Below are 12,182 nucleotides of genomic sequence, written 5' to 3'. Positions count from 1 at the left end.
AGAATCAGACCTCGATCTGCTCCATGAGGTAGGCCTCCACGATATCGCCTTCCTTGATGTCCTGGAACTTCTCAAAGGTAATGCCGCACTTCCCCACGGAATGTTCCATTCCGCGGGGGCCCCTTTGACTTTTAAAATGCTCGGGCGAAATGAATTCGCCCTGCGCAAATCTTCGCCTGCGGCTGCGATTTTACGCGCCAAAAGGCGCGCCCTCGCTGCGCGAGGGACTCGTGCGGCATTACCGCTCTACTTCCTCCATGAGGTAGGCCTCCACGATATCGCCTTCCTTGATGTCCTGGAACTTCTCAAAGGTAATGCCGCACTCGTAGCCGGCGGCGACCTCCTTGACGGAGTCCTTGAACCGCTGGAGGGAGGCGATGGCGCCGTCGTAGATGACGATGTTGTCCCGGAGCAGGCGCATCTGGGCGCCCCGCTGCATCTTGCCGTCCAGCACATAGCAGCCGGCCACCATGCCCACGCCGGTGATGCGGAACACGTTGCGCACCTCGGCCCGGCCCAGGTCCACCTCCTTGAATTTGGGGGTGAGCATGCCCTTCATGGCCGCCTCGATCTCGTTGATGGCGTCGTAGATGACCCGGTACATGCGCATATCCACGTGGCTGCGGGCGGCGCTCTCCTTGGCGTTGGCGTCGGGCCGCACGTTGAAGCCCACGATGATGGCGCCGGAGGTGGTGGCCAGCATCACGTCGGACTCGTTGATGGCGCCCACGGCGCAGTGGATGACCCGCACCCGAACCTCCTCGTTGGACAGCTTCTCCAGGGAGGATTTCACCGCCTCGGCGGAACCCTGGACGTCGGCCTTGACGATGACGTTCAGGTTCTTCATCTCGCCGGCCTGAATCTGGCTGAACAGGTCCTCCAGGGTGACCTTGCCCACATTGCTGTTCAGGGCGTTCTTCTGCTCGGACTTGCGCTGCTCGGCCAGCTCCCGGGCCATGCGCTCGTCGGCCACGGCGTGGAAGTCGTCGCCCGCCTCGGGCACCTCGCCCATGCCGATGATCTCCACGGGGACGGAGGGGCCGGCCTCGGTGACCTTCTGGCCCTTGTCGTTGGTCATAGCGCGGACACGGCCCACGGCGGTGCCGGCGATGATCACGTCGCCCTGCTTCAGGGTGCCGTTCTGCACCAGCAGGGTGGCCACGGGGCCGCGGCCCTTGTCCAGCCGGGCCTCGATGACTGCGCCGTGAGCGGAGCGGTTGGGGTTGGCCTTCAGCTCCCGCATCTCGGCGGTGAGGACCACCATGTCCAGCAGGTTGTCGATGCCCATGCCGGTTTTGGCGGAGATGGGGCAGATAATGGTCTCGCCGCCCCACTCCTCGGGCACCAGCTCGTACTCGGTGAGCTGCTGCATGATGCGGTCGGGGTTGGCGGTGGGTTTATCCATCTTGTTGATGGCCACGATGATGGGGATCTCGGCGGCCTTGGCGTGGTTGATGGACTCCACGGTCTGGGGCATGATGCCGTCGTCGGCTGCCACCACCAGGATGGCGATGTCGGTGACCATGGCGCCTCGGGCGCGCATGGCGGTAAAGGCCTCGTGGCCGGGGGTGTCCAGGAAGGTGACGGGCTTGCCGTTCACGTCCACCTGATAGGCGCCGATGTGCTGGGTGATGCCGCCGGCCTCACCGGAGACCACGTTGGCGTGGCGGATATAGTCCAGCAGGGAGGTCTTGCCGTGGTCCACGTGGCCCATGACCACCACCACGGGGGCGCGGGGGATCAGATCCTCCTCCTTGTCCTCGGTGGTGTCGATGAGCTTCTCCTCGATGGTGACTACCACTTCCTTCTCCACCTTGCAGCCCAGCTCCATGGCCACCAGGGCGGCGGTGTCGTAGTCAATGATCTCGCTGAGGGAGGCCATGACGCCCATCTTCATCAGGGTCTTGACCACCTCGGCGCCGGTCTTCTTCATGCGGGAGGCCAGCTCGCCAACGCCGATCTCGTCGGGGATCATCACCTTCACCGGGGCCTTCTTGGCAATCTCCAGCTGGAGGCGGCGCATCTTCTCGGCCTCCTCCTGGCGGCGCTTGTTGCCGGGGCCCTGCTGACGGCCCCGCTGGCGCTGGGCGTTGCGGCCCTGGAACTTCTGCTTGCCGCCGCCCTGCTGCTGGCGCTCGGTGGTGAAGTTCTCCAGACGCTCGTCGTACTTCTCCAGGTTCACCGCCTGGCCGCCCCGGGTGTCCACCACCTTCTTGGCGGGGGTGCGGGAGGCGGGCTTGTTGGAGGCGGGGGCCTGGGTCTGGCCCTGCGGCTTGGCGCCCTGGGCGGCGGGCTTGGCGGCGCTCTGGTTCTGAGCGGGCTGCTTGGCCGGCTGGCTGTTGGCGCTCTTGGCCTGCTGCTGGCCCTGGGCGGGCTGCTTGGGGGCGGGAGCGGCGCTTTTGGCGGCGGCCGGCTCGTGGTACACGTCGGCGTAGATGGACTCGATGGAGTCCACCTGGTTGTGCTGGGTCAGATATTCAAACACGATGGACAGCTCCTGGTCGGTCAGGGGCTGCATATGGTTCTTGGGGGGATGGCCGTACTGGGTCAGAATGTCCATGATCTCCTTGGAAGGGAGCTCTTTGGACCCCCGCTTGAAATCCTTGGCAACCTTGTGAATGGGATATTTTATCATCATATGGGGAGCCACCTCGTTTCTTAGGGATGATGCCGGAACTTGCCGGACAGCTTACGGCCGCCGGGACCGGCCTTGGAAAGACCGCCGGGGCGGGCAGAGCGTTTGGGACCTTCCTCCCGCTTGCCGGGAGTACCCCGGGCCGGGCCGGAGGACTTCCGGGCGGCCTTGGGCTTTTTGGGGGCGGAGGGGTTCTTCTGCTCCGTCGGAGGGACCGCCCAGGGTTTCCGTTTGCCCTCCCGCAGGTTCTTCTCGTGCTGGCGCTTCTCTCTCTGCCGCTGGAGGGTCTTGTCTGCCTTCGCCTTCAGCTGCTGGGCGGCGGGGCCGTACTTCTCCGGGTCCCGGGCGGAGAGCTTCTGCACCAGGGAGGAGGCAAAGCCCACGTCCGTCAGGGCCAGCATAGCGCAGCTGCCCCGGCCCAGGGCGAAGCCCAGCTCCGCCTTGGTAAAGGGGACCTCCAGCCAGAGCACGTTGCCCGCTTCGCCGAAGTGGGCGGCCCGGCGGAAGGTGTTGGAGGCCGCGTCACAGGCCAGCAGTACCAGCTTGGCCTGCCTGGCGCGGCAGACGGCCCCCACCGGCTCCTCGCCGATCTCCAGGCGGCCGGCCTTGCGGGCCAGTCCCAGCATGTGAAGAATGGGGTCATTGGGCATCCGTGGGCACCTCCTTCATCTGCTCCTCCAGGGCCTCCCACACCTCAGGGGGGAGGGGGGCGGAGAAAGCGCGCTCCAGGGCTCTGGACTTTCGCGCCTTGGCCAGACAGGCCGGATCGGGGCACACATAGGCCCCCCGGCCGGGCAGCTTGCCCCGGAAGTCCAGGGAGACCTGCCCCTCCGGAGACTTGACCACCCGAATCAGCTCCTTTTTGGGCTTCATCTCCCGGCAGCCGACGCACTGGCGCATGGGTATTTTCTTAGGCACGTTCCGCACCACCCTTTTGGTTAGAGTTGAGAGTGAAGAGTAGAGAGTTGAGATAGGAGATAGGAGATAGGAGATATCTTCACTCTCCACTCTCAACTCTACTCTATATATCTGTGAAAGATTAGGCTTCTTCCGGAGCTTCCGTGTTTTCGGTCTCCGCAACTTCCTGGGCGGGCGCTTCCGCCTCCTCAGCCGGGGCCTCCTCCGCGAACAGGTCCTCCTCGGGCTCCTCGATGGGCTCCAGGGGGGCGGAGGCGGGCTTGATGTCGATCTTGAAGCCGGTGAGCTTGGCGGCCAGCCGGGCGTTCTGGCCCTCCTTGCCGATGGCCAGGGAGAGCTGGTCGTCAGGGACCACCACCCGGCAGCTCTTGCCGTCGGGGAGGGGGTCCACGCTGATCACGTCGGCGGGGGAGAGGGCGGCGGCGATGTACTCGGCGGGGTCCTCGGAGTACTTGATAATGTCCATCTTCTCGCCCTTGAGCTCCTCCACGATGGTGTTCACACGCTGGCCCCGGGGACCCACGCAGGCGCCGATGGGGTCCACGTTGGGGTCGGCGGACCACACCGCCAGCTTGGTGCGGGAGCCCGCCTCACGGGCCACCGACTTGATCTCCACGGTGCCGTCGAAGATCTCGGGCACCTCCAGCTCGAAGAGGCGCTTCACCAGGCCGGGGTGGGTGCGGGAGATGAGGACCTGGGGGCCCTTGGTGGCCTTGCGGACCTCCACCATGTACACCTTCAGCCGCTGGCCCTCCACATAGTGCTCGCCCTTCACCTGCTCGTTGGGGCCCAGATAGGCGTCGGTGAACTCAGAGCCGGACCGGATGCGCAGGGTGGCCGCCCCGGTGCGGGGGTCGATGCGGGTGACCTCGCCGGTGAGCAGCTCGTGCTCCTTGGAGGAGAACTCGTCGTACACCATGCCCTGCTCCGCCTCCCGAATGCCCTGGATGATGACCTGACGGGCGGTCTGGGCGGCGATGCGGCCGAAGCTCTTGGGCTTGATCTCAATGCGGACCACGTCCCCAAGCTGGGCCCGGGGGAGGGCGGCCTGGGCCTCGGCCAGGCTGATCTCGGTGGCGGGGTTGTCTACCTCCTCCACCACGTCCTTTTTCAGGAACATGCGCACGGTGTTGGTCTCCGGATTGGCGTCCACCACCAGGTTGTCGCCCACGCCCTCATGGTCCCGGCGGTAGGCGGAGACCAGGGCCTGGGTGATCTTCTCCATCATATAGCCGGGCTTGATCCCCTTCTCCTGCTCGATCTGAGCGATGGCGGCGAAAAACTCGGGACCGTCCAGCTCGTTGTTGTTGACTTTCTTGGTCGTCTTCTTAGCCACGAATGTTTCCTCCTAAACTGCCTCAGAAGCGGGGGTACAGCCGCACCTGGGCTACTTCTTGCTTGGTAAAGACCATGGGCGCGCCGCCCACTTCCAGGGTCACGTCCCCGTCCTGCCAGGACTGGAGCAGCCCGATAAAGTCCTTCCGGCCGTCCTTGGCGCGGTACAGGCGGACCTCCACCTCTGCCCCCTGGAACTGGGCGAAGTGCTCGGGCTTTTTCAGCGCCCGGTCGGCCCCGGCGGAGGACACCTCGAAGGTGTAGCTCCCCTCGATGGGGTCGGCCTCGTCCAGCTTGTCGGACAGGGGGCGGGAGACCGCCTCGCAGTCCTCAATGGACACCCCGTCCGCCTTGTCGATATAGACCCGCAGGAACCACTCCCCGGCCTCCTTTACATACTCCACATCCCAGAGGGTGCAGCCCGCCGCCTCCACATAGGGGAGGGCCAGCTGGGCCACCGCGTCGGTTACCTTTGCCATACATGCCTCCTGTGCCGGTCCCGGCCCTTTAGTCAAGGAAAAAGAGCGGAGCCGAAACCCCACTCTAGCCAATACTACCATAATTTACTTTCCTACTATACCATAGCCGAAACCGGATTGCAAGGGGTTTTCCAGATATTTTTTCCGGGCCCGGACAGGGGAGAACCCGTCCGGGCCCTGGGCGTCACGCGGCGCTGGAGAGATAGTCGAAGGGGAGACGGCACTGGTAGGACTGGGCCTGTCCGCCGCCCTCCAGGGTGAAGGAGAGAGACAGGGCGCCGGAGGCGGGCGCATTGTCCGGGCCGTCGGAGTCCAGGGCGGCGGCCTGGAGGCTGTACCGGATGTGGGGGGTCCCGTTCCGGGCCTCATTCCAGAGGGAGGCGTCCGCCTGGGTGAGGGAGTACCACCGCGCCCCGCTGGCGGGGCGCCAGTCGGGGGCGGCCAGGCCGGTGTTGATTCCCGGGTCCAGCTCCAGCTCCCACTGGGAGACAGAGAGCTTTGGGACCCAGGCCGGGGGCTCCTCCCCGTCCCAGGTGGTGAGCAGAGAGAACTCGACCTCCCAGGCGGCGTCGCCGTACTTGGGGACGTCGGCGGGGGCGATGGCGCACACCGGCAGGAAGGCGTGGGCCTCAGAGGAGAGGCGGTTGGTGAGCTCCACCGGCTCTCCGATCCAGAGAAAGTCGTGGGCGCCGGCGCACTGCTCCGCCCGCTGGGAGAGGGAGCGCAGGTGCACGTCCCCGGCGTTCTCCAGCGCGGCCTGGTCCAGGACCGTCCACTGGGCCTGACGGGAGAGGACATGCCAGCCCCCCAAAATGCCCAGAAGGACCAGCAGGACCCCGGCCAGAAGAAACGCCAAACACTTATGGGTGGAAAATCGGCTTCTGTCCATGATTTTCTGCCTCCCTGCTTCGTTTTATACATTATTATAGTAATATTATTACCACAGCTCTGGGCGGATGGCAAGGGGAGACAGAGCGTTTCCCCGTTTTTTCCTTTATGGGGCGGGAGTAAAACGACAGCGGGCCGCCTCAGGGGGGAGACGGTCCGCCGGGCTTGTTTTACACGAAGGCTATTTGTCTTTGAAGTAGGTGCGGGTCAGCTGGACCACCGTGCCCGAGAGCAGGAGCAGTCCGATCAGGTTGGGAATGGCCATCATGCCGTTGAGGGTGTCGGAGATGTCCCACATCAGGCTGCCGGAGCCCACAGCGCCCACCACGCACACCAGCACGAAGGCCACCTTGAAAATCAGGTTGGCAATCTTGCTGTTGTGGGTGAGGTAGCCCCAGCACCGCTCCCCGTAGTAGCTCCAGCCCAGGATGGTGGACAGGGCGAAGAACAGCAGGCTGATCTGGAGCACCGTGCCGCCGATGGTGCCGGGGAGAATGGCGTTGAACGCGGCGGCGGCAGCCGCGCCGTTGGAGCCGTAGGAGTTGACGTCGTTCTCCAGCACCCCGGACAGGAGCACCGCCATGGAGGTGAGGGTGCAGATGATGATGGTGTCCACAAAGACCTCGAAGATGCCCCACAGGCCCTGCTCCACCGGCTCCTTGGTGTTGGAGGCGGCGTGGGCCATGGGGGCCGAGCCCAGGCCCGCCTCGTTGGAGAACACGCCCCGGGCGAAGCCCTGGCGCATAGCCACCAGAATGGCGTAGCCGAACACGCCGCCGCCCACCGCCCGGAAGCTGAACGCCTCGGTGAAGATGGAGGCCAGGACGGCGGGGACGTCGGTGATGCGCAGCAGGATGACGGCCACGCCCGCCACGATGTAGAAGATGGCCATAAAGGGGACCAGGTAGGAGGCCACCTGCCCGATGCGCTTCACACCGCCGATGACCACAAAGGCGGTGAGGATGGCCAGAAGGATGCCGGTGTACAGCGGGGGCAGGCCCACCAGAGACTGCATGGCCCCGGCGATCTCGGTGGACTGGGCGATGTTGCCGATGCCGAAGCAGGCGACGCCGCCCAGCAGGGCGAACAGTACCGCCAGCCACTTTTGGCCGGTGCCCTTTTCAATGTAGTACATGGGGCCGCCGAAGTGGGTGCCGTCCCCGTCCACCTGGCGGTACTTCACCGCCAGGACGATCTCGGCGTACTTGGTCATCATGCCGAAGAAGGCGGACACCCACATCCAGAAGACCGCCCCCGGTCCTCCGGCGAAGATGGCCCCGGTGACGCCGGCGATGTTGCCCGTCCCCACGGTCCCGGCCAGGGCAGTGGACACCGCCTGGAAGGGGGTGAGGTTCTGCCCGCCGGAAGCCTTGTCCGTCTTGCGGAACAGGGAGCCCAGGGTGCTGCGCAGCATAAAGCCGAATTTGCGGGCCTGAAGGCACCCGCAGCGGACGGTGAGATAGACTCCCGTACCCACCAGCAGGAACAGCATGATAGGACCCCAGACGATCCCGTTGATGAAACTGTTGATCTGTAAAATCAATTCCAAACAAAATTCCTCCCTCTCGATTGATGCCGCCTCCCGGGGCGGCGGAGTAAAAAACGGGCGGACCACCGGAGTCCGCCCGTATGCCGCGCCCCCGCCAATGGAAGGCGTAGATATTCTTTATTATACCGATTTCTCCCCAAAAAGCAAGAGAAAAGACGAAAATCAAAGGGCAAATGACTCCTCCGGCCGCTCCAGCAGGCCGCGCAGCTCCTCCAGCAGCAGGTGGCAGTGGTACCCGTCCGCAGCCGCGTGGTGGACCTGGAGGGTGAAGGGGAGGGTGACGTCCTCCCCCTGCTCCTGGTACCTGCCCCACACGAACATGGGGCGCAGGAACATCAGGCTGGACTTGGGGTGGAAGGACACGCCGGTGTAGGAGAACCAGGGCACGCAGGAGAGGAGGATGGAGTTCTCCCGGCTGACCGTGCGGGTCCCGTCCTGCTGGAAGCGGTCCAGGTCCTCCGTCATGGCCCGATAAAAGTCCGGAAAGGAGGGGGTATAGGCGGTGTTCAGGCTGTCCATATTGTGGGTGGCCGGGTCCAGCACCGTGTACTCCGGGTGCACCAGGCCGTAGTACCCCAGCCGCCCCTCCCGGTCATAGGCCATGCGGAACTCCTTGTGCCGGTTGACGGCGGTGGTCACCGCCCAGGTGAGGGCGGGGTAGAGGCGCAGGCCGCGTCCCCGCACATACCGGAGCAGAGGGGCGATGGACAGGGGGACGGTGAGACTATAACTGCAGTCCAGCTCCAAAAAATTTTCAAAGACCGCCCGGCGGGGCCAGGTCTCCAGATCGATGGGAGTAAACAAGGGCGCGCCTCCTCTCAAGCAAAATGGGGTTCTCGGCCTCAGCATACCATAAGCCCCGCCCCTTGTCAAAACGGCAAAAGTGTGAGAAAATAACCGGGAAATGAACCTTATATAGGAAAGACAGGAGATAGGCAAGCTATGACGGACCTGTTTGAAAAATCCATCGTCACACTGGAGCTGCCCCGGGTTCTGGAGCAGCTCGCCGCCTGCGCCGCCACTCAGGAGGGGAAGGAGCGCTCCCTGGCCCTGCGGCCTATGACCGACCCGGACGACGTGCAGCGGGCCCTGGACGAGACCACGGCGGCAGTGAACATGCTCATCCAGCGTGGGAGCCCCGGCTTCTCCGGGGTGAAGCCGGTGGGGGCTAGCCTCCACCGGGCGGACATGGGGGGCAGCCTGAACACCCGGGAGCTGCTGGAGATCGCCGCCGTCCTCCGGTGCGCCCGCACCGCCAAGGAGTACGGGGACACCGAGGAGAAGACCCCCATCTCCCACCTGTTCCGGGCCCTCACCCCCAACCGCTTTTTGGAGGACACCATCACCAACTCCATCGTGGGGGAGGACGAGCTGGCCGACTCCGCCAGCAGCGAACTGGCCTCCATCCGCCGGCACATGCGCTCCACCGAGGCCAAGGTGCGGGAGATTTTGCAGAAGATCATCTCCTCCAACCAGTCCAAGTACCTCCAGGAGTCCATCATCACCATCCGCTCCGACCGGTACGTGGTGCCGGTGAAGTCGGAGTTCAAGAACTCCATCCCCGGCCTGGTCCACGACGTGTCCTCCTCGGGCTCCACCTTCTTCATCGAGCCCATGGGGGTGGTGAAGGCCAATAACGAGCTGCGGGAGCTGGCTGCCCGGGAGAAGAAGGAGATCGAGCGCATCCTGGCCGAGCTGTCCGCCCAGTGTGCCGCCCACAAGGAGGATATCTCCGAGGACTACGACCTGCTCATCTGGCTGGACACCATCTTTGCCCGGGGCAGGCTGTCCCTGAACATGGAGGCCAGCCAGCCCCGGCTGTCGGAGAAGTATTTACGCCTGCAAAAGGCCCGGCACCCCCTGCTGGACAAGAAGACGGCGGTGGCCAACGACCTGGAGCTGGGGGACAAGTTCGACACCCTGATGATCACCGGCCCCAACACCGGCGGCAAGACGGTGACGTTAAAGACCATCGGTCTGCTGACCCTTATGGCCCAGTGCGGCCTGCACATCCCCGCCGGGGCGGACTCCACCGTCCGGGTGTTTGACCGGGTGCTGGCCGACATCGGAGACGAGCAGTCCATCGCCCAGTCCCTGTCCACCTTCTCCTCCCACATGACTACCATCGTGGGCATCCTGAACGAGGCGGACGACCACTCCCTCATCCTGCTGGACGAGCTGGGGGCGGGCACCGACCCGGTGGAGGGCGCCGCTCTGGCCGCTTCCATCATCGACAGCGCCCGGAACCTGGGGGCCCTGGTGGCGGCCACCACCCACTACGCCGAGCTGAAGGTGTACGCCATGACCACCCCCGGGGTGGAGAACGCCTCCTGCGAGTTCAACGTGGAGACCCTGGCCCCCACCTACCGGCTGATTCTGGGCATCCCCGGCAAGTCCAACGCCTTCGCCATCTCCCGGCGGCTGGGGCTGCCGGAGTATATCATCGAAAAAGCCGCCGCCCGGCTGGACGCGGAGAACGTGCGCTTTGAGGATGTGCTCACCAAGCTGGACCAGCAGCGCCAGGAGATGGAGAAGGAGCGCACCGAGGCCAAACGGCTGAAACTGGAGATGGAGCAGTCCGCCGCCAAGGCCAAGGAGTACCGGGACAAGCTGGAGGCCGAGCGGGCCAAGGTGGTGGAGAAGGCCCAGGCGGAGGCCCGGTCCATCATTGAGGAGGCCCGGGCGGCCAGCGACCTGGCCATTTCCGAGCTCAAGGAGCTCCAGAAGCGGAAGGACCTGGACTGGCAGCAGGTGAACGACGGCCGCGCCCAGGCGAGGCATCTGCTCAACGAGGCGGAGAAGAACATCGGCGGCCCGGTCCAGGAGCCGGAGGCGCCGCCCCCCACCCGGGACGCCAAGGCGGGGGACACGGTGGAGCTGGTGTCCATGGGCACGAAGGCCACCGTGCTGTCGGTGAACAAGGACGGCAGCCTGCAGCTCCAGGCCGGTATTCTGAAGATCTCCGCCAAGCAGAGCGAGGTCCGGGTGGTGGAGGGGGAGACCCAGAGCCAGAAGGATGTGCGGAAGATCATCCAGCGGGCCGAGCGCACCCTCCGCTCCGCCGCCCCCCGGGAGGTGGACCTGCGGGGGATGACCACCGACGAGGCCCTGGTGACCCTGGAGAACTTCCTGGACACCGCCATGCTGGGCAAGCTGGAGACGGTCACCGTCATCCACGGCAAGGGCACCGGCGCGGTGCGCAATGCGGTGCGCACCTATTTGAAGCGCAGCCGCTATGTGAAGTCCTTCCGCCCCGGCCGCTACGGCGAGGGTGAGGACGGCGTGACCGTGGTGGAACTGAAATAATGTGAGGCGTATGTGATGAGCTGGAACGGCCTGACCGGAGCGGCGTTAAATTCAGATGCGGCCTCCGCATGAAAAACCGTTCAGCGCCTAAAATAATCCGTCATTTTGACTGTAAAACACCGGGATAAAAACAGGTATATCGTATAAAAAAACGAATATCCATTCTGCTTGTAATTTTTTGCAGCGGAAAAGCATAGATTTGTGAAAAATGTCATTGACGGGAACGGGATAAATCTGGTATGCTAAAGACACAATATGACGAGTGCGGAGGTACGGTTGTATGTATAGTCAGGAAGCGGTCGTTAACAATCAGGTTGGGCTGCATGCCAGACCGGCCACGTTCTTTATCCAGAAGGCCAACGAGTTCAAGAGCGCCATCTGGGTGGAGAAGGATGAGCGGAAGGTGAATGCAAAGAGCCTGTTGGGCGTTCTGTCCCTGGGTATCGTGAAGGGCACCCCCATCAAGCTGATTGCGGATGGCCCCGATGAGAAGGAAGCGGTGGAGGCCCTGTACAAGATGATCTCCTCCGACTTTTCCGAGTAATTTCCCAAGCACCATGAAAAGGCGCCGCCATGCGGCGCCTTTTTTGATACTAGAAGCGGAGGCGGGGGGACGTTTGATCCGGTATTTTTCCATGCTCTTTCTCGGCCTGGGCAGGACAGGATAAAAAGCGGGCGGCCCGGTGTGCCGCCCCTACGGGCGTTACAGGCGGCCGGGGCGGCGCGTCCAGGAGGCCGTGCCCTACGGAGGGCTATCACTGTCCGGCCACGCCGTAGGGGCCGGTCCCAGACCGGCCCGCGGGAGGGGCACACCCCAGGGTGGCTTCTCTCGGCCTTCGGCCGATTCACCTTCAGCCCCTCCCCTACGGTTCTTAAGAAACTCTTTCGGGATTGGGTAAGCGGGCGGCCACATTGAGCCGCCCCTACGGCGTATCCAGCACCAGTACCGCTGGCTCAGTAAACCTAGGCGCAGAAGTGGAACCGCACCAGTTGCCATTTTTGCAAACCCAGGGCCCAGTGGCCCGGAGGGAATTGAGGAAAGCCGCTTAGATTTTGCGCGCCGGAAAATTTT

Annotated in this window: 10 protein-coding genes; 2 read left to right on the top strand and 8 right to left on the bottom strand. The window is 64.2% G+C overall.

Features of this window, described 5'->3' with window-relative positions; all coding sequences use genetic code 11:
* Positions 1-238 precede the first annotated feature (238 nt).
* The 8 genes from infB to B5F19_RS01485 form a co-directional block, all read right to left on the bottom strand.
* Positions 239-2,638 carry a translation initiation factor IF-2 gene (gene infB, locus B5F19_RS01520; RefSeq protein ID WP_087286993.1) on the bottom strand — a complete coding sequence of 800 codons (2,400 nt, stop codon included), beginning with the start codon at positions 2,636-2,638 and terminating at the stop codon, positions 239-241.
* Between the two features lie 20 nt (positions 2,639-2,658).
* Positions 2,659-3,285, bottom strand: a complete 627-nt coding sequence (locus tag B5F19_RS01515) for a 50S ribosomal protein L7 (protein ID WP_087286991.1) — start codon at positions 3,283-3,285, stop codon at positions 2,659-2,661.
* Positions 3,275-3,553 (bottom strand): YlxR family protein, encoded by a 279-nt coding sequence (locus B5F19_RS01510; RefSeq protein ID WP_087287160.1) that lies wholly within the window; start codon positions 3,551-3,553, stop codon positions 3,275-3,277. The genes B5F19_RS01515 and B5F19_RS01510 overlap by 11 nt, the downstream gene beginning before the upstream one ends.
* 121 nt (positions 3,554-3,674) lie before the next feature.
* Positions 3,675-4,889, bottom strand: coding sequence for a transcription termination factor NusA (nusA, locus tag B5F19_RS01505; RefSeq protein ID WP_087286988.1), 1,215 nt, complete (start codon positions 4,887-4,889; stop codon positions 3,675-3,677).
* 22 nt (positions 4,890-4,911) lie between these two features.
* Positions 4,912-5,367 carry a ribosome maturation factor RimP gene (gene rimP, locus B5F19_RS01500; protein WP_087286985.1) on the bottom strand — a complete coding sequence of 152 codons (456 nt, stop codon included), beginning with the start codon at positions 5,365-5,367 and terminating at the stop codon, positions 4,912-4,914.
* 184 nt (positions 5,368-5,551) lie between these two features.
* A complete protein-coding gene (locus tag B5F19_RS01495; RefSeq protein ID WP_087286982.1) occupies positions 5,552-6,256 on the bottom strand; it encodes a hypothetical protein in 705 nt (234 codons plus the stop codon).
* A 180-nt stretch (positions 6,257-6,436) separates the two neighbouring features.
* A complete protein-coding gene (locus B5F19_RS01490) occupies positions 6,437-7,804 on the bottom strand; it encodes a sodium:alanine symporter family protein (RefSeq protein ID WP_242972654.1) in 1,368 nt (455 codons plus the stop codon).
* Between the two features lie 162 nt (positions 7,805-7,966).
* Positions 7,967-8,608, bottom strand: coding sequence for a CatA-like O-acetyltransferase (locus B5F19_RS01485; RefSeq protein ID WP_162612494.1), 642 nt, complete (start codon positions 8,606-8,608; stop codon positions 7,967-7,969).
* Between the two features lie 138 nt (positions 8,609-8,746).
* Here B5F19_RS01485 and B5F19_RS01480 point away from each other — a divergent pair, with 138 nt between their 5' ends.
* Both B5F19_RS01480 and B5F19_RS01475 read left to right on the top strand, forming a co-directional pair.
* Complete coding sequence (locus tag B5F19_RS01480; protein WP_087286976.1) at positions 8,747-11,110, top strand: endonuclease MutS2; 2,364 nt, start codon at positions 8,747-8,749, stop codon at positions 11,108-11,110.
* A gap of 280 nt (positions 11,111-11,390) precedes the next feature.
* On the top strand, positions 11,391-11,654 hold the full coding sequence (locus B5F19_RS01475; protein ID WP_087286973.1) for an HPr family phosphocarrier protein: 264 nt from the start codon (positions 11,391-11,393) through the stop codon (positions 11,652-11,654).
* Positions 11,655-12,182 lie beyond the last annotated feature (528 nt).

It is taken from the genome of Pseudoflavonifractor sp. An184 (assembly GCF_002160305.1).
GTDB lineage: Bacteria > Bacillota > Clostridia > Oscillospirales > Oscillospiraceae > Lawsonibacter > Lawsonibacter pullicola.
This window is presented reverse-complemented; position numbering and strand designations above follow the sequence as displayed.

Coding starts and splice junctions, on each gene's coding strand:
- infB (WP_087286993.1), bottom strand. CDS start 2,638: ATGATGATAAAATATCCCATTCACAAGGTTGCCAAGGATTTCAAGCGG.
- B5F19_RS01515 (WP_087286991.1), bottom strand. CDS start 3,285: ATGCCCAATGACCCCATTCTTCACATGCTGGGACTGGCCCGCAAGGCC.
- rimP (WP_087286985.1), bottom strand. CDS start 5,367: ATGGCAAAGGTAACCGACGCGGTGGCCCAGCTGGCCCTCCCCTATGTG.
- B5F19_RS01495 (WP_087286982.1), bottom strand. CDS start 6,256: ATGGACAGAAGCCGATTTTCCACCCATAAGTGTTTGGCGTTTCTTCTG.
- B5F19_RS01480 (WP_087286976.1), top strand. CDS start 8,747: ATGACGGACCTGTTTGAAAAATCCATCGTCACACTGGAGCTGCCCCGG.
- B5F19_RS01475 (WP_087286973.1), top strand. CDS start 11,391: ATGTATAGTCAGGAAGCGGTCGTTAACAATCAGGTTGGGCTGCATGCC.